We start from the raw sequence: 16460 nt of genomic DNA on the forward strand, positions 1-16460 counted from the left end.
CATCATGAGTTCACTCTGTCCTTTGTGCCAATTCGCTGACCAGCGCAACAAGACGCTCTGTCGCGTCCGGCGCACCCGCGCCCAGGGCGGCACGGCACATCTGCATCGCCGCGCCCGGATTCTCCAGGATCGCCGCCATCTGCTCGGCCAGGCTCTGCACCGCAAGGGCGCGCTCGGGGATCATGATCGCTGCCCCCGCCTCGACCAGACCTCGGGCATTGGCGGTCTGGTGATCGCCCGCCGCCGCGGCAAACGGGATCAGGATCGAGGGCCGCCCGATCACCGTCAGATCGGCGATCGACGACGCCCCCGCCCGGCTGATCACCAGTTGCGCCTCGCTCATCCGGCGGGGCACGTCCTGAAAGAACGGCTGCACATCAGCGTCGATGCCATTGGCCGCATAGCGTGCCGTCACCCGGTCGATATCCTCGGGACGGGCCTGGTGGCTGACGCGCAGGTGCCGGCGAACCGCATCGGGCAGCGCGACAATTGCATCGGGCACCACATCAGAAAGAATGCGCGCGCCCTGGCTGCCGCCCATCACCAGCAGCGACATGGGGTAATCCCCCGGCGGAATATATGACGCCCCCGCCCTGTCGAGCACCGCCGCCCGCACCGGGTTGCCCACGTGGATCCCATCTGCGCCCTCGGGCAATTCGGTGGGCCAGACTCCACAGCCGACACAGGCCACGCGGGTCGAAAACAGCTGGTTGACGCGCCCCAGAACACCGTTCTGTTCATGAATCATGCGCGGCAGCTTGAGCAGCACCGCCGCGCCAAGCGCCGGGATCGACGGGTAGCCGCCGAACCCCACCACCACATCCGGGCGGTCGCGGCGCATCTGCAACATCGCCCCCATCACGCCCGACGCGATCCGCGGGGCAACCATCGCCTTGGCGGCGAGACCTCCACGGGCAAACGTGGCGCTGTTGACTTGGGTGATCTCGGTTGAATGCGGGAAACCGCCAGTGTACCGCGCGCCCCGCGCATCGGTCGACAGCCTGACCCGCCAGCCGCGCTGTAACATCGCCTCGGCCAGTGCCTGCGCCGGGAACATGTGCCCGCCGGTGCCCCCCGCCGCCATCATCAGGAGCGGCTGTCTCATCTGCCGCGCCCCCGCAGCAGATCGGCGAATTCCCCCTGTGGCCGGGTGCGGGTAAAGGCCAGCAACATGCCGACCGCAATCCCCCCCGCGATCAGCGACGAACCGCCATAGCTCACAAAGGGCAGCGTCATTCCCTTGGCCGGCAGCAACCGCACGGCCACCCCCATGTTGATCATTGCCTGTACGCCAAAGGTACAGGCGAGCCCGGTGCCCGCCAGCCGGATGAACGGATCACGCTCGCGCATCAGGCGCAGCAGCGAACGCACCACGATGCCCGCATAAAGCGCGATGATGATCAGCACGAGCACCAGACCGTATTCCTCGGCAGCCACGGCGACGATGAAATCCGTATGCGCATCGGGCAGCGACCATTTCACCTGGCCCTCGCCCACGCCCACGCCGAACAGGCCGCCTTCGCGGATCGCGTTGGTGGCATAGCCAAGCTGGGTTGTCGGGTCCACATCCGGGTTCAGGAACCCGTCGATGCGACGGGCGAAATGCTCGGAATTGGAATAGGCCAACGTGCCCCCCAGGATGACCAGACCGGCCATGCCGACCAACAGCACCATGGGCGCGCCGGCCACGAAATACATCACGCCCCAGCCGAACAGCACCAGACAGGCCTGGCCGAAATCCGGCTGCAAGGCCAGCATCAGGACGATCGCGACACAAAGCGCAAAGGACCAGGTCGTGCCCGGCGGCCCGTTGATCTGCTGGCTCGCGGCGAGCATCCAGGCCCCGACGACGACAAAGCCGGGCTTGAGAAATTCGGACGGTTGAACGCTGGCAAAGCCAAGGCTGTACCACCGCACCGCTCCCTTGCCGAAATCGGTGCCCAGAAAGGGCAGCAATGCCAGCCCGACAAAGGCCGCGAGAAAGCCCAGCACCGCCAGCCGCCGCACGAGGGTGGGCGACATCATAGACGTCAGCAGCATCGCAACCAGCGCAAGGCTGCCGAACACGGCCTGCCGGCTGACATAGTGGAACGGCTCGAACCCGTTGCGCGCCGCCAGCGGTGGCGAGGCCGCAAGCCCCAGCAGCAGGCCGATCACGAACAGGATCAGCACGCAGGACATCGACCACTTGTCTATGGTCCGCCACCATTTTGGAAGAATAGGATCACCGGCCCGCTCGGGGACCGCGCCATACACCATCTCGGTCATGGATTACCGCCGTTTCTGCCTCGTTACGCCCCTTTGCGGGGTCTGTGCCGCGAGGCTACAGCAAAAACCAACGTCAGGCCAGTCTCTTCCTCTTGCCTTTGGCGGCAATCCGCGCCAACCGGCGGGCATGGAATTTGAAACCGTCATTCTGGGGGCTGGCGCGGCCGGCCTGATGTGCGCCGCCCATGCGGGCCCCAACGTGCTGCTCATCGACCACGCCCGCGCGCCGGGCGAAAAGATCCGTATTTCCGGCGGCGGGCGCTGCAATTTCACCAACCTGCATGCCGGGCCCGGGAATTTCCTCTCGCGGAACCCGCATTTCGCCAAATCCGCCCTGGCGCGCTATACCCAGTGGGACTTTCTCGACCTTGTGCAACGGCACGACATCGCGTGGCATGAAAAGACGCTGGGCCAATTGTTCTGCGACGGTTCCGCCAGGCAGATCATCGCCATGCTGATGGCCGAACTCGACCGTGCCGGCGCTACCCTCTGGCTGCAAACCGCGCTCCGTGACCTGCGCAAGACCGAAACCGGGTTCGCGCTGTCGCTGGATCGCGAAGGCACCCGGCGGGAAGTGGGCTGCAAGACCCTCGTTTTGGCCACCGGCGGCAAATCGATCCCCAAGATGGGGGCCACCGGCCTAGCCTATGATATCGCCGCGCAATTCGACCTGCCGGTCACCGAGACCCGCCCGGCCCTCGTTCCCCTGACCTTTCCGGACGGGCGGTTCTCCGATCTCTCCGGGGTTTCCCTCGCCGCGCGCCTGTCCAACCAGCACGCCAGCTTTGACGAAGCGCTGCTCTTTACCCATCGCGGCCTCTCCGGCCCGGCGGTTCTGCAACTCTCGTCCTATTGGCGCGAAGGCGAGGACATCACCGTGAACCTGGCCCCGGATCTCGCGCTGCGGGACATCCTGCGCAACCAGCGGCAGCGTGAAGGTCGCCGGCAGCTGGGCACGGAACTGTCGCGCCACCTTCCCGCGCGGCTGGTGCAACATCTCTCCACGCGGCTGAACCTGTCCGAACGCCTCGCCGACCAGTCGGACAAGGCGCTGGATGCCCTGGTCGCCGCGCTTTCCGACTGGCGCCTCACCCCCGGTGGCAGCGAAGGTTACCGCACCGCCGAAGTTACCCTGGGCGGCATCGACACCGCCGCCCTGTCCTCGAAAACCATGCAGGCACAATCGGTACCCGGCCTGTATGCGATCGGCGAAGCGGTTGATGTCACAGGCTGGCTCGGCGGCTATAATTTCCAGTGGGCCTGGTCCTCGGGCCACGCCGCCGGCACCGCCATCGCCACCCATCGCTGACCATCAAGCCGAAACATCAGGTGGCGAAGGTTTCGCGACGTGTTGCTCAGCGAATAGGCGTCTTGCAACCTGTTGATTTCACAAGCGCCAAAGCGCGACGCGTCAAAGCCGGTTGCACACGTCCGGCCAGTGCGGTGCCCTAGCCGGCAAGGGCTGCGCGAATCCTGTCGGCATGGGCCTGGATCGCGTCCATATCCCCCATCTTGCCCGGCGGGCGCAGGCCGACATCCGCATGGCGCGGCAAGACGTGGAAATGCAGGTGGAACACTTCTTGTCCGCCATCCGCCTCGTTGAACTGCTGTATCGTCACCCCGGTCGCGTCAAACGCCGTCATCACCGCGCGCGCCAGTTTCTGCACCGTCCGCATCACCGCCGCCAGCTGTGCCTCGTCGGCATCAAGGATGTTGCGGCACGGCGTTTTGGGAATGACCAGGCAATGACCATCCGCGCGCGGCATGATGTCCATGAACACCAGAGTGTCCTCATCTTCATGAACCCGCATCGACGGAATCTCGCCCCGCAGGATCTTTGCAAAGATGTTGTCGTCATCATAGGTCATCGGCCCGCTCTCCTGTTTCAACCCGCACGGTTCAACCCGCACGTTCCAACCCGCTCGCTTCAATCCGCTCGGGGCTTTGTGCGAAGCGATCCCGCGGAGGTCAACCCAAACCCGTACCGGCCCGCCCCTCATGCCGGCCCCGCCCCTCGTACCGGCCCCGCCCCGCCCCGCCATGTCGTCGCGCAAAACAAGGGGGGCGCGGCAATTTATCTTGACCCAAATCAAACTCCACCATTGAAGCCCTTCTGTAGTCATTCTAAAACCTCACTGGAAATACGCACGCGCCAGACTTCCGCGCGTGTTCATATGTTACAGGAGGCGCCAAATGGCCGACGCAGCCATTCATGGTCACGAGCACGCGGACGAGCGCAGTTTCTTCACGCGCTGGTTCATGTCCACCAACCACAAGGACATCGGGATTCTCTACCTGATCGTGTCCGCACTCGCCGGTTTGATCTCTGTCGCGTTCACCGTGTACATGCGGATCGAACTGATGGAACCCGGCGTTCAGCACATGTGCATGGAAGGCGCGCGGCTCTTCGCGGATTCGTCGACGCCCTGCACTCCGAACGGGCATCTCTGGAACGTGCTGATCACCGGCCACGGCATCCTGATGATGTTCTTTGTCGTGATCCCCGCGCTTTTTGGCGGGTTTGGCAACTATTTCATGCCCTTGCAGATCGGCGCGCCCGATATGGCATTCCCGCGCATGAACAACCTGTCCTTCTGGCTCTATGTCTTTGGCACCACCCTGGCGGTCTGCTCGGTACTGGCCCCAGGCGGCAATGACCAGGCCGGGTCCGGTGTGGGCTGGGTGCTCTACCCGCCGCTCTCGGTCAACGAAGGCGGCATGTCGATGGATTTCGCGATCTTCGCGGTACACGTCTCCGGTGCCTCGTCGATCCTCGGGGCGATCAACATGATCACCACCTTCCTGAACATGCGTGCCCCCGGCATGACCCTGTTCAAGGTGCCGCTGTTCGCCTGGTCGATCTTTGTCACCGCGTGGCTGATCCTGCTCTCGCTGCCGGTTCTGGCGGGTGCGATCACCATGCTGCTGATGGACCGCAACTTCGGCTTTACCTTCTTTGACCCGGCCGGCGGTGGCGATCCGATCCTCTACCAGCACATCCTGTGGTTCTTTGGCCACCCGGAAGTGTACATCGTGATCCTGCCCGGTTTCGGCCTGATCAGCCACATCATCGGCACCTTTGCGCGCAAGCCGATCTTTGGCTACCTGCCGATGGTCTGGGCGCTGATCGCCATTGGTTTCCTCGGCTTTGTCGTGTGGGCGCACCACATGTACACGGTCGGCATGACCCTGAACCAGCAGGCCTATTTCATGCTGGCGACGATGACCATCGCGGTGCCCACTGGCGTCAAGGTGTTCAGCTGGATCGCCACCATGTGGAGCGGCTCGATCGAGTTCAAGACACCGATGCTCTGGGCCTTTGGCTTCCTGTTCCTGTTCACCATCGGTGGCGTTACCGGGATCGTGCTGTCGCAGGCCGCCGTGGACCGTTATTACCACGATACCTACTACGTCGTTGCGCACTTCCACTACGTGATGAGCCTCGGCGCGGTCTTTACCATCTTTGCGGGTATCTATTTCTACCTGCCCAAGATGACCGGCCGCATGTACCCCGAAACCCTTGGCAAGATTCACTTCTGGATGATGTTCATCGGGGCCAACCTGACCTTCTTCCCGCAGCACTTCCTGGGCCGTCAGGGCATGCCGCGCCGCTATATCGACTATCCCGAGGCATTTGCCTACTGGAACTGGTGGTCGAGCCTTGGTGCCTTCCTGTCCTTCGCCTCGTTCCTGCTGTTCTTCGGCATCATCTGGTACACGCTGACCCGCGGTGCCAAGGTCACCGAAAACAACCCGTGGAACGAATACGCGGATACGCTGGAATGGACCCTGCCCAGCCCGCCGCCGGAACATACGTTCGAAATCCTGCCCAAGCAGGAAGACTGGGACAAGGGCCACGCCCACTGATCCCGCGACACGAGATTGACGAAGGCCCCGGTTATCCGGGGCCTTTTTCGTTAGCCTCTCGCGATCCCTGGACCGGACCGCAAGGTTCCGCCGAACGTCTTGCGAGACTGCCGATCCCGGCCTAACTCTTGAACATGCACAGCAACGGAGGTTCCCGATGATCACCGTCTCTCCCCTTACCGCGCAGGGTGTTCTGGAAATCCGGATATCCGATACACTGACCGCCGAGGATTATGCCGGCACGCTCACCCCGGCGATGGACGAGGCCGCCGCTAGCGGAAATCGCCTTCGGTTGCTGTTGCAGGTGGGGCCAGATTTTTCCGGGTTCACCGCCAAGGCCGCCTGGGCGGATGCCAGGCTTGGGTTGCGCCACTGGTCCGGCTTTGAGCGGATCGCCGTTGTCACCGATCTGGACTGGGTTGAAAACATGGTACAGTTCATGGGCTTTGCCCTGCCCGGTGCCGTCGAAACCTTTGACCACCAAGAGCTTGACGACGCCCGGCGCTGGCTCACCGAATCTCTGGGCAGCCTGCACATGCGCGACCTCGGCAATGGCATCCTGCAGGTTCAATTGCTGGGCAAGCTGGACAGCGCCGCCTATGCGCGGGCCAATGACGATATGGACGCCTATATCCGCGATCACGGGCGGTTCAAACTCTTGCTCGACCTGACCGGTTTCGATGGCTGGCTCGGGCTGGCCGCCCTTGGCGATCACCTGAAGCTGGTCCGGCAGCACCACCACATTCCCACGCGGGTGGCCGTTTTGGGCGATGCGGCATGGCAGAAGCTGGCGCAGAACCTGATGCGTCATTTCATTGCCGCCGAGAGCCGGTATTTTGACAGCCCCGACCGCGACGCGGCGTGTGCCTGGCTTGCCTAGCCGCCCTTGCCGGTTCAGTTGAAATCGGCATTCACCCGCCGCGCCATGCACGTTACCATGCGACGAATTGCCAAGTCGAACGCCGCGATGCCCTATAGCTGGTCACATATCGATGCCACCACCCGCGAGCTTCGGCTCTGGCCGCATGAATCACTGCCCCCCAAAGGGTTTGCAGGATTCATCCTTGCCACGTTCCTGTTGATCCTGCTGCCGCTGCTGCCGGTATTGGGAAGCGTGCTGCTCTGGGGTTTGCTGCCCTTCCTGATGCTGGCCATCGCCGGGCTTTGGTACGCACTTGAGCGCAACCACCGCGACGCGCAGGTTCTCGAAGTCCTGACCCTGACCGACAGCCACGCCCGGCTGATCCGCCACAACCCACGGAGTCCGGTACAGGAATGGCAATGCAATCGCTATTGGGCCACCACCCAGATGCACGATTCCGACGGCCCGGTGCCGCATTACGTGACGCTCAAGGGGGGCGGGCGAGAGGTCGAGATTGGCGCGTTCCTATCAGAGGACGAGCGCATCGCCCTGTTCGACGAATTGAGTCGCGCATTGCGGCCCTGACGCCGGCGCACACAGAAATCGCGCGAATCACATGGAGCCGCGCGATCGTTTGCAATTCAGTGTCACCGCCTGACCCGGCCCGGACAAGGGACATACAAGGCCCGGAGTTCAGCCCGCGCAGAGCCGGTCCTTGACCAATGGCCCGACCTTGCCGAAATCCATCTGCCCGGTATAGCGCCCCTTGAGCTCGGCCATCACCTTGCCCATGTCGCGGATCGAGGTTGCGCCGGTCGATTCCACCGCCGACCGTACCGCCTTGGCGATCTCGTCCTCGCCCAGCTGTTTGGGCAAGAACTCTTCAATGATTTCAATCTCCTGCCGTTCTCTTTCGGCAAGATCGATGCGCCCGCCCTCTTCATAGGCGCGCGCGCTTTCCTGTCTCTGCTTGGTCATCTTGCTCAGGATCGCCAGCACATCGGCGTCACCGACACCGCTTTCCGGCCCTTCGCCACGCGCTGCAATGTCCTGATCCTTGATCGCCGCACAGATCAATCGCAAGGTCGACAAGCGCATCGTGGCCTTGTCTCGCATTGCCTGTTTGAGGGCATCATTCACCCGCGTTCGCATATTCATATCGCTTGTTCCATCCCCATGGAGTTCGAAACACCGACACTACAGAAGTAAAAAGCGCGATACAACCATGCGGTCGCAACGTAACTCCTTGATAACAAACAATGTCCCAAATTGTGACCGGGCTTGACCTGTACCCGTGCGCCGCATAGGTATCCGTGAATTTAGCCTTTAGGAGAGTCGCGCCATGGCCAAATCCGCCCTGCCAAAGCCCACCGCCTGCCTGGCACTTGCGGATGGAACCGTGTTCTACGGAACCGGCTTCGGTGCCACCGGGCAGACAACCGCCGAGCTGTGTTTCAACACCGCGATGACCGGCTATCAGGAAATCATGACCGATCCGTCCTATGCGGGCCAGATCGTCACCTTTACCTTCCCGCATATCGGCAATGTCGGGGTGAACCCCGAAGATGATGAAACCAGCGACCCGGTTGCCTCGGGCATGGTGGTGAAATGGGATCCGACCGCGCCGAGCAACTGGCGCGCCACCGAGCGTTTGCAGGAGTGGCTGACGCGGCGTGGCCGCATCGCCATTGGCGGTGTCGATACCCGCCGCCTGACCCGCGCGATCCGCCAGCAGGGCGCCCCCCATGTGGCGCTGGCACATGACCCCGATGGCGTGTTTGATCTCGAAGCGCTCGTCGCCGCGGCGCGCGGGTTTGCCGGCCTTGAGGGCATGGATCTCGCCAAGGAAGTCACCTGTGCGCAATCCTATCGGTGGAATGAGATGCGGTGGGCCTGGCCCGAGGGCTATGCCCCGCAAGAGGCACCGAAACACAAGGTTGTCGCCATCGATTACGGAGCCAAGCGCAACATCCTGCGTTGTCTCGCAAGTGCCGGCTGCGATGTGACGGTGCTGCCCGCGACCGCAACTTCCGAAGAGGTTCTGGCCCATCAACCCGACGGCTTGTTCCTGTCCAACGGTCCCGGCGACCCCGCCGCCACCGGCAGCTATGCGGTGCCGATGATCCGCGACGTGCTGGACAAGACCGATATCCCGGTATTCGGCATCTGCCTGGGTCACCAGATGCTGGCACTGGCGCTTGGGGCCAAGACCGTCAAGATGAACCACGGCCATCACGGGGCCAATCACCCGGTCAAGGACATGGAGTCCGGCAAGGTTGAAATTACCTCGATGAATCATGGGTTTGCCGTCGATGCCCAAACGCTTCCCGACGGTATTGTCGAAACCCACCGGTCGCTTTTCGATGGCTCCAACTGTGGTATCCGGATGACCGAACGTCCGGTCTATTCGGTGCAATATCACCCCGAAGCCTCGCCGGGCCCACAGGACAGTTTCTATCTGTTCGAGCGCTTTGCCGAGGCGATGAGCGTGCAAAAGGGCTGATACCGCGGCCAAAGTCCCGCGTATTTTCGATAAATACCAGCAACTTAATCTGTTGTTAACTCGCACCGCGCCACGGTGACGTCCGACTTCAACTGCAGGTCGGACAACGGGGATGAATACACAAAACCTGCGATTACTGACCTCCCGGCCCGCGCTGATCGAGCCGGTGCGCAGTCGTTTGCCGCTGGGTCGGCACCTTGTCGAAAGCGGCTCCATCACCCCGGGTCAGCTGGTGCGCGCGTTGCACCTGCAACTGACCCTTGGCGCGCCGCTTGGCGAAATTCTGGTCTCCGAAGGCTGGGCCAGCCCCGCCGATATTCGCGACGCGCTTGCGCAGCAACACCAGATCCGCGAGGTGGACCTCACACAGGAGCCCCCGGACGAGGACCTGTGCCACAGGATGTCCCACGGCTTCTGGCTGCGGCATCGGGTGATCCCGTGGCGGCGGGAAGATGGCACCGTTCTGATTGCCACGGATCGTCCGGATCGATTTGACGCGGTGCGTGACGCGCTTGGCGATGTCTATGCCGGCGTCCTGCCGATCCTGGCCAGCGGCGCCCAGATCGAAGCCTCGATCGCCGAGAGGTTTACCCTGCCCATGGCCAAGGCCGCCGGTGCGCGGGTCGCGGCGCAGTACAGTTGCCGCACCTGGCAATCGCGCCATCCCGTGACGCTGCCGCTTGTGCTGTTTCTGCTGGCGATACCGCTGGTCATCGCGCCGGTGTCAGTGCTGGCGGCGCTCAGCATCCTGGCCATTGCGACGCTGGTGATGTTCGCGGGGCTCAAGCTGATCGCCTTTGCCGCCTATCTCGCGGGGCAGCGGCCCGCGCCGTTTGTTGCCGATTCGCCCATTGCCCTTCGCCCCCGGCCCCGTCGCCCCAAGATCTCGGTACTCGTGCCGTTGTTTCGCGAAAAGGAGATTGCCGGTGCATTGATCCGTCGCCTGGAAAAACTGACCTATCCCAAGGCGTTGCTGGATGTGGTTCTGGTGCTTGAGGAACATGACGATGTCACCCGCCAGACCCTGGCCCAGACCCAGCTGCCCGCTTGGATGCGGGTCATCAGCGTTCCGGCGCATGAGGGTCTGACCACCAAGCCCCGCGCCATGAACTATGCGCTGGACTTCTGCCGGGGCGAGATCATCGGTGTCTGGGACGCCGAGGACGCGCCGATGCCCGACCAGCTTGAAACCGTCGCAGCGCGATTTGCCGACGCCCCTGACGACGTGGTCTGCCTCCAGGGCATTCTTGACTATTACAATCCGCGCACCAATTGGCTGGCGCGGTGCTTTACCATCGAATACGCTAGCTGGTTCCGGGTGGTATTGCCGGGGATCGCGCGGCTGGGGCTGGTGATTCCGCTGGGCGGGACGACCCTGTTCTTCCGGCGGGACAAGCTCGAGGAACTTGGCGGCTGGGACGCTCATAACGTGACCGAGGATGCCGATCTGGGCGTGCGCCTGTGCCGAGCGGGGTATCGTACCGAATTGATACCGACGGTTACGTTCGAAGAGGCGAATTGCCGTCCCTGGCCCTGGATCAAGCAGCGGTCCCGCTGGCTCAAGGGGTTCATGGTCACCTACCTGGTCCATATGCGCCGCCCCCGCCAGTTGCTCGTTGATCTCGGTCTGGCGCGGTTTCTCAGCCTTCAGGCGTTTTTCGTCGGCACGCTCTGCCAGTTCCTGCTGGCCCCGGTGCTCTGGTCGTTCTGGCTGGTGTTGCTGGGGTGGCAGCACCCGGTTCACACGCTGGTTTCGACATCGACGGCAACGATGATCACCGCGCTGTTTGTTTGTGCGGAGCTGCTGGTGCTTGGCATTGGTGTCACCGCCGTCATGGCACCCGAACGACGCTTTCTGCTGCGATGGGTGCCGACGATGCCCTTCTATTTCCCGCTGGCCGCGATTGCCGCCTACAAGGCGCTCTACGAGTTGATCCTGCGCCCCTATTACTGGGACAAGACCCAGCACGGCCATGCCGCTTCGGAACTCGGCACCGATTAGCTTTTACGCCGGAGCAGCCGCTAGTCCGTGCGCTCGCGGGCGTCTGCATCCTGTTTCAGCCGCGTCATGAAGGCCACCGAAATATGCTCTTTCAACGCGGCCTCGGCCTGCGCCTCGTCGCGCGCTTCGATGGCGCTGACGATGCCATCATGTTCGCTTTGCGCGATCTGCCCCCGCCCCTGCGCCGCCAGCGAGGTTGTCGCCATCAACGCCATGGTGCGATGCACGAGGTCGAGTTGCTGCACCAGGTAGCGATTATGCGAGGCCAGGTGGATCTGCTTGTGGAACCGCCGGTTGGCCCGGGCCAGCGCCGCCGGGTCGTTGACCAATGCATCATCGGCGGAAACCATCGCCCGCAGAACCGCGATCTCTTCCGCGGTGGCATGTTGCGCCGCAAGCCGCGCCGCAAGCCCCTCAAGCTCGCGCCGGACGACATACAGCTCGGCCATCTGGTTGTGATTGAGCGAGGCCACGATCAGCGACCGCCCGTCCCGCTCCAGCAACGACTGGGTTTCCAGGCGCTGCAAGGCCTCGCGGATCGGGGTCCGGGACACGCCGAACCGTTCCGCAAGGTCGCTCTCCACCAGCCGGTCGCCAGGCTTGTAGACCCCCACGTCAATGGCTTCGAGGATCAGGCTATAGGCATCGGTCTGCGGTTGTTTGATCTGGGTCATCCCGTCCTTTCCGGCCTTGGGTCCGTCATGTCTACAGGCCGGAACGACATGCAATCAACCCCGCCGTTGATTTGTGCGCCGCCGTGCCCTAGGTCACGCATATGGTCAAAGCCGCGTTCTCTCATGTCACCACCTGGGTGTTCGATCTCGACAACACCCTCTATCCGCCACAGGCCCGCCTGTTCGATCAGATCGAGCTGCGCATGACCCAATTCGTGATGGATGCGCTTGGTGTTGAGCGCGGGCAGGCTGATTTGCTGCGTCGGCAATACTGGCAACAATACGGAACCACGCTGGCCGGGCTGATGCGCGAGCACGATGTCGATCCCGGCCCCTACCTGACCGATGTACACGACATTTCGCTGGATCATCTCGAAGCCGACCCCGAGCTGCGCGCCCTGATCACTGACCTTCCGGGACGGCGCATCGTTTATACCAATGGCTGTGCCCCCTATGCCGAACGGGTTCTGGGCGCGCGCGGCCTCTCCGGGCTGTTTGATGCGGTCTATGGGATCGAGCATGCGGGTTTCCTGCCGAAACCCGAGCGGCAAGCCTTTGAGACCATCTTTGCCCAGGACCGCACCGATCCGCGGCGCGCGGCGATGTTCGAGGATGACCACCGCAACCTCGCCGCCCCGCATGACATGGGGATGCGTACCGTTCATGTGGCTCCGGACCGGTTTGCCGCCGACCATATCCACCACCATACCGACAACCTGAGCGCATTCCTGAAAACGGTGATCTAACATGTTGCCGCTCGCTTCTCCGGGACAGCGTGTCGCTTGGTCCCCGGCGGTTTCCCGACATAGGTTGCGCAAACCAAGAGGGCTGATCCGATGGCCGAGACCTGTGACATTCTGATTTCCGGCGGCGGGGTTGCCGGGCTGACCGCGGCGGTGGTGTTCGGCCATGCGGGCTTTGACGTGATCTGTGTCGATCCCGCCCCGCCGATCACCAATCGCGATGCCGAAGGTTCCGACCTTCGCACCACCGCGATCCTGCAACCGGCGCGCGGCCTGCTTGAGCCTTGCGGTCTGTGGGAACGTCTTGCCCCGCACGCCGCGCCGCTGCGCACCATGCGCATCGTCGATGCCGGCGGCGCGCAGCCCGAACCGCGTATCGTGCGCGATTTCAATGCCGCGGACGTGTCCGAACAACCCTTTGGCTGGAACCTGCCCAACTGGCTGTTGCGGCGCGAGCTGGTGGCCCGGCTCGACCACCTGCCGACTGTGGATTTTCGCCCCGGCACCGGCACCGCCAGCCTGTTCACCCGACAGGCCGAAGCCCGCGTGGGCCTGATCGATGGCAGCCGGATCAAGACACGGATGGTGATCGCCGCCGACGGGCGCGGATCCGCCATGCGCGAGGCCGCCGGGATCGGCGTGCAAACCATCCGCTATGGACAGAAGGCGCTGGCATTTGCCGTCACCCATGCGGTGCCCCACGACAATGTGTCGACCGAAATCCACCGCACCGGCGGCCCGTTTACCCTGGTGCCCCTGCCCGATTACCAGGGACAGCCCTCGTCCGCCGTGGTCTGGATGGAACAGGGGCCTCGTGCCGCCGCGCTCTTTGACCTGGAAACATCCGCGTTCGAAGCCGCGATGACCGAACGTTCCTGCGGTCTCTTTGGTTCGCTGCACCTGGCCTCGCGGCGCACGATCTGGCCGATCATCAATCAAAAGGCCGAGCGCATGTCCGGGGAACGGCTTGCCCTGATGGCCGAGGCGGCACATGTGGTGCCGCCGATTGGCGCGCAGGGGCTGAACATGTCGCTTGCCGACCTGCGCTGTCTGCTGGAGCTTGCGCTGGCGCGTCCGGACGGGCTGGGCGATGCCGCGATGCTCGACGCCTATCACGCGGCCCGGTTCCGCGATGTCAGCCTGCGCGCGCAGGGGATCGACCTGCTCAACCGCGCATCGATGGTTCAGGCCCGGCCGCTGCGCGACGCGCGCGCAGCGGGGTTGAATGCGCTCTATTCGCTGCCCCCGGTGCGCCGCACCCTGATGCAGATGGGGTTGGGTGTCAGGTAGGCACCGATTGGCGCCCGTTACAGAACCTGATCAAGCGCCGTTTCAAGGCGTGCGATAGTGCCCTCAACGTCATACAGCTTGTCGAGGCCAAAGAGGCCCAGCCGGAAGGTGCTGAAATCGGCGGGTTCATCACATTGCAGCGGCACACCAGCGGCGATCTGCATCCCGAGCGCGGCGAATTTCTTGCCGTTCTGGATCTCCGGATCGCTGGTATAGCTGACCACGACACCCGGCGCGCCAAAGCCATCGGCGGCAACCGAAACCACGCCCTTGCTCCCAAGCATCGCCCGCACGCCATTGCCAAGCGCCCACTGCGCGTCACGCAGACGCTCGAACCCGTAGTCGCGGGTTTCCTGCATCGTGTCGCGGAAATCGCGCAGCGCGTCGGTCGGCATGGTGGCATGATAGGCGTGGCCACCGTTTTCATAGGCCACCATGATCTGCCGCCATTTGCCCAGATCGATTGCAAAGCTGTCCGAGCTGGTTTCGGCCAGACGCGCCTCGGCCCGCTGCGACATCATCACCAGCCCGGCACAGGGCGAGGCGCTCCAGCCCTTTTGCGGCGCGGAAATCAGCACGTCGACCCCGGTGGCCTTCATGTCCACCCAGGCACAGCCCGAGGCGATACAGTCGAGCACCATCAACGCGCCAACCTCATGCGCGGCGGCGGCCATCGCGGTGACATAGTCATCGGGCAGGATCACGCCGGCGGCGGTTTCCACATGCGGGGCAAAGACCACGTCCGGGCGCGAGGCCCGGATCTCGGCCACCACCTCGTCGATCGGGGCGGGGGCAAAGGGCGACGGGCTGGCATTCGCGGTCTGACGGGCCTTCATCACGCTGGTCTGCGCGGTCAGGCCGCCGGTTTCGAAAATCTGGCTCCAGCGATAGGAGAACCAGCCGTTGCGCACCACCAGAACCTTGGCGTCGCGCGCGAATTGGCGGGCCACGGCCTCCATCCCATAGGTGCCGCCACCGGGAATGATGGCCACCGCATCGGCACCATAGACCTCTTTCAGCATCTCGGAAATGTCGCGCATCACCTTCTGGAACACGGCGGACATATGGTTGAGCGAGCGATCGGTGAAGACGACGGAAAATTCCTGAAGTCCTTGGGGATCAACGGTATCGAGCAGCGCGGGCATGGGGTCCTCCGTGGAAATACGCGCCTTTCCTTAGCCCGCGCAAGACGGGTTGGCAAACCGCGATTTCCGCCCGCCCGCCTAACCGACGGGGCCCGGGCGGCGCTCTTCGCTCAGCAGGACATTGGCTTCGACCTCACCCGCGCCGGGCAGGGTCATGATCCGCCGGCGCAGCACCCGTTCGAAATCGGACAAATCCCGTGCCACAACCCGCAGGCGAAAATCATAGAGCCCCAGCACATGCTCGACCGTCTGCACCTCGGGGATGGCGCTGACCGCGCGTTCGAAATCGTCAAGGCTGACCTGTCCCTTGCGGGCCAGCTTGACGCCAAGGAACACCGTGACGCCAAAACCAAGCGCCTCGGCATTCAGCCGCAGCCGCGTTCCCTTGATCACCTTTTCCGTCTCAAGCCGCCGGATCCGCCGCCAGATGGCGGGTTGCGACATGCCCAGCCGACGACCAATTGCCCCGGCGCTCTGGCTGGCATCCTGGCTCAGGGCGCGCAGGATTTCCCGGTCGGTGTCATCAAGTTCGATCATATGGGCAGCGCCTCGTTGCTCTTGATACGCGACAGGTGCATCAGCGCCTCGATATCGGCGATATGCGGCAGGTTCAGGATCCGGGTCCGGTAGACCTGTTGGTACTGTGCCATGTCACGGGCGATGATCGAAAGCCGCACGTCCACACGCCCCAGGAAGGTCTGGATTTCGAGCACTTCGGGCACCTCGCGCGCCGCCGCGATGAAATCGTCAAAGGCGCGGGGCTGGGTCTTGTCCAGCGTGACCCTGAGACTCACCTCAACCGTGTAACCAAGCGCCGCCCAGTCGATCACCGCCTCTTTCCCGAGGATCAGCCCCTGCGCCTGCATCTTCTCGATCCGGCGGAACACCTTGGACGTGTTCAGACCGGTCGCGTTCGCCAGTTCGGCATTGGTCAGGGTCGGCTCTTGCTGCAACAGACGCAACAGGCGACGGTCGAGATCATCAAGCATGAATTTTTCACCAATTATCCATTCCGGGAATAACTATCGCAAAATTCGGCCCAAATATCTACCCCGCCCCCCTGCCATTCCTGCGCCTCGCCGGATACACCCCACCCAGAAGACATG

At 63.4% G+C, this 16460-nt stretch carries 16 protein-coding genes; 8 read left to right on the forward strand and 8 right to left on the reverse strand.

What is annotated here, in order from left to right; all coding sequences use genetic code 11:
- Positions 1–10: 10 nt before the first annotated feature.
- Entirely contained in the window at positions 11–1105 is a 1095-nt protein-coding gene (locus ACP15R_RS01915; protein WP_424984675.1) for a UDP-N-acetylglucosamine--N-acetylmuramyl-(pentapeptide) pyrophosphoryl-undecaprenol N-acetylglucosamine transferase, read from the reverse strand.
- Positions 1102–2268: a putative lipid II flippase FtsW gene (gene ftsW, locus ACP15R_RS01920; RefSeq protein ID WP_424984676.1), complete on the reverse strand. Its 1167-nt coding sequence runs from the start codon at positions 2266–2268 to the stop codon at positions 1102–1104. Before ftsW ends, ACP15R_RS01915 begins: the two co-directional genes overlap by 4 nt.
- 127 nt (positions 2269–2395) lie before the next feature.
- Here ftsW and ACP15R_RS01925 point away from each other — a divergent pair, with 127 nt between their 5' ends.
- Entirely contained in the window at positions 2396–3577 is a 1182-nt protein-coding gene (locus tag ACP15R_RS01925) for an NAD(P)/FAD-dependent oxidoreductase (protein ID WP_424984677.1), read from the forward strand.
- 139 nt (positions 3578–3716) lie between these two features.
- On the opposite strand, the gene ACP15R_RS01930 is transcribed toward ACP15R_RS01925, so the two are convergent.
- Positions 3717–4136, reverse strand: coding sequence for an HIT family protein (locus ACP15R_RS01930; RefSeq protein ID WP_424984678.1), 420 nt, complete (start codon positions 4134–4136; stop codon positions 3717–3719).
- 325 nt (positions 4137–4461) lie between these two features.
- Between ACP15R_RS01930 and ctaD the strand changes: the two genes are divergently transcribed.
- The 3 genes from ctaD (at position 4462) to ACP15R_RS01945 (ending at position 7582) form a co-directional block, all read left to right on the forward strand.
- Positions 4462–6135: a cytochrome c oxidase subunit I gene (gene ctaD, locus ACP15R_RS01935; protein WP_424984679.1), complete on the forward strand. Its 1674-nt coding sequence runs from the start codon at positions 4462–4464 to the stop codon at positions 6133–6135.
- A 157-nt stretch (positions 6136–6292) separates the two neighbouring features.
- Complete coding sequence (locus ACP15R_RS01940; RefSeq protein ID WP_424984680.1) at positions 6293–7015, forward strand: STAS/SEC14 domain-containing protein; 723 nt, start codon at positions 6293–6295, stop codon at positions 7013–7015.
- 57 nt (positions 7016–7072) lie between these two features.
- On the forward strand, positions 7073–7582 hold the full coding sequence (locus tag ACP15R_RS01945; RefSeq protein ID WP_424984681.1) for a DUF2244 domain-containing protein: 510 nt from the start codon (positions 7073–7075) through the stop codon (positions 7580–7582).
- 108 nt (positions 7583–7690) lie between these two features.
- Here the strand turns inward: ACP15R_RS01945 and ACP15R_RS01950 are convergent, their stop codons facing one another.
- The gene (locus tag ACP15R_RS01950; RefSeq protein WP_424984682.1) at positions 7691–8155 is read right to left on the reverse strand and encodes a GatB/YqeY domain-containing protein; all 465 of its coding nucleotides are present in this window, start codon (positions 8153–8155) and stop codon (positions 7691–7693) included.
- Between the two features lie 184 nt (positions 8156–8339).
- Here ACP15R_RS01950 and carA point away from each other — a divergent pair, with 184 nt between their 5' ends.
- The gene (gene carA, locus ACP15R_RS01955; RefSeq protein WP_424984683.1) at positions 8340–9500 is read left to right on the forward strand and encodes a glutamine-hydrolyzing carbamoyl-phosphate synthase small subunit; all 1161 of its coding nucleotides are present in this window, start codon (positions 8340–8342) and stop codon (positions 9498–9500) included.
- A gap of 112 nt (positions 9501–9612) precedes the next feature.
- The gene (locus ACP15R_RS01960) at positions 9613–11502 is read left to right on the forward strand and encodes a glycosyltransferase family 2 protein (protein WP_424984684.1); all 1890 of its coding nucleotides are present in this window, start codon (positions 9613–9615) and stop codon (positions 11500–11502) included.
- 20 nt (positions 11503–11522) lie between these two features.
- On the opposite strand, the gene ACP15R_RS01965 is transcribed toward ACP15R_RS01960, so the two are convergent.
- Positions 11523–12176 (reverse strand): GntR family transcriptional regulator, encoded by a 654-nt coding sequence (locus tag ACP15R_RS01965; RefSeq protein WP_424984685.1) that lies wholly within the window; start codon positions 12174–12176, stop codon positions 11523–11525.
- A 101-nt stretch (positions 12177–12277) separates the two neighbouring features.
- On the opposite strand from ACP15R_RS01965, the gene ACP15R_RS01970 reads away from it, so the two are divergent.
- Positions 12278–12922 carry a pyrimidine 5'-nucleotidase gene (locus ACP15R_RS01970; protein ID WP_424984686.1) on the forward strand — a complete coding sequence of 215 codons (645 nt, stop codon included), beginning with the start codon at positions 12278–12280 and terminating at the stop codon, positions 12920–12922.
- Between the two features lie 90 nt (positions 12923–13012).
- Positions 13013–14209 (forward strand): UbiH/UbiF family hydroxylase, encoded by a 1197-nt coding sequence (locus ACP15R_RS01975; RefSeq protein ID WP_424984687.1) that lies wholly within the window; start codon positions 13013–13015, stop codon positions 14207–14209.
- A 17-nt stretch (positions 14210–14226) separates the two neighbouring features.
- On the opposite strand, the gene ACP15R_RS01980 is transcribed toward ACP15R_RS01975, so the two are convergent.
- From ACP15R_RS01980 to ACP15R_RS01990, 3 genes are all read right to left on the reverse strand, one after another.
- A complete protein-coding gene (locus ACP15R_RS01980) occupies positions 14227–15354 on the reverse strand; it encodes an aminotransferase class V-fold PLP-dependent enzyme (protein ID WP_424984688.1) in 1128 nt (375 codons plus the stop codon).
- Positions 15355–15432: 78 nt separating this feature from the next.
- Positions 15433–15891: an Lrp/AsnC family transcriptional regulator gene (locus ACP15R_RS01985; protein ID WP_424984689.1), complete on the reverse strand. Its 459-nt coding sequence runs from the start codon at positions 15889–15891 to the stop codon at positions 15433–15435.
- Positions 15888–16343: an Lrp/AsnC family transcriptional regulator gene (locus tag ACP15R_RS01990; RefSeq protein WP_424984690.1), complete on the reverse strand. Its 456-nt coding sequence runs from the start codon at positions 16341–16343 to the stop codon at positions 15888–15890. Before ACP15R_RS01990 ends, ACP15R_RS01985 begins: the two co-directional genes overlap by 4 nt.
- Positions 16344–16460: the final 117 nt, after the last annotated feature.

This window comes from Microbulbifer sp. S227A, assembly GCF_049800935.1.

Coding starts and splice junctions, on each gene's coding strand:
- ACP15R_RS01915 (WP_424984675.1), bottom strand. CDS start 1,105: ATGAGACAGCCGCTCCTGATGATGGCGGCGGGGGGCACCGGCGGGCAC.
- ftsW (WP_424984676.1), bottom strand. CDS start 2,268: ATGACCGAGATGGTGTATGGCGCGGTCCCCGAGCGGGCCGGTGATCCT.
- ACP15R_RS01925 (WP_424984677.1), top strand. CDS start 2,396: ATGGAATTTGAAACCGTCATTCTGGGGGCTGGCGCGGCCGGCCTGATG.
- ACP15R_RS01930 (WP_424984678.1), bottom strand. CDS start 4,136: ATGACCTATGATGACGACAACATCTTTGCAAAGATCCTGCGGGGCGAG.
- ctaD (WP_424984679.1), top strand. CDS start 4,462: ATGGCCGACGCAGCCATTCATGGTCACGAGCACGCGGACGAGCGCAGT.
- ACP15R_RS01940 (WP_424984680.1), top strand. CDS start 6,293: ATGATCACCGTCTCTCCCCTTACCGCGCAGGGTGTTCTGGAAATCCGG.
- ACP15R_RS01945 (WP_424984681.1), top strand. CDS start 7,073: ATGCGACGAATTGCCAAGTCGAACGCCGCGATGCCCTATAGCTGGTCA.
- ACP15R_RS01950 (WP_424984682.1), bottom strand. CDS start 8,155: ATGAATATGCGAACGCGGGTGAATGATGCCCTCAAACAGGCAATGCGA.
- carA (WP_424984683.1), top strand. CDS start 8,340: ATGGCCAAATCCGCCCTGCCAAAGCCCACCGCCTGCCTGGCACTTGCG.
- ACP15R_RS01960 (WP_424984684.1), top strand. CDS start 9,613: ATGAATACACAAAACCTGCGATTACTGACCTCCCGGCCCGCGCTGATC.
- ACP15R_RS01965 (WP_424984685.1), bottom strand. CDS start 12,176: ATGACCCAGATCAAACAACCGCAGACCGATGCCTATAGCCTGATCCTC.
- ACP15R_RS01970 (WP_424984686.1), top strand. CDS start 12,278: ATGGTCAAAGCCGCGTTCTCTCATGTCACCACCTGGGTGTTCGATCTC.
- ACP15R_RS01975 (WP_424984687.1), top strand. CDS start 13,013: ATGGCCGAGACCTGTGACATTCTGATTTCCGGCGGCGGGGTTGCCGGG.
- ACP15R_RS01980 (WP_424984688.1), bottom strand. CDS start 15,354: ATGCCCGCGCTGCTCGATACCGTTGATCCCCAAGGACTTCAGGAATTT.
- ACP15R_RS01985 (WP_424984689.1), bottom strand. CDS start 15,891: ATGATCGAACTTGATGACACCGACCGGGAAATCCTGCGCGCCCTGAGC.
- ACP15R_RS01990 (WP_424984690.1), bottom strand. CDS start 16,343: ATGCTTGATGATCTCGACCGTCGCCTGTTGCGTCTGTTGCAGCAAGAG.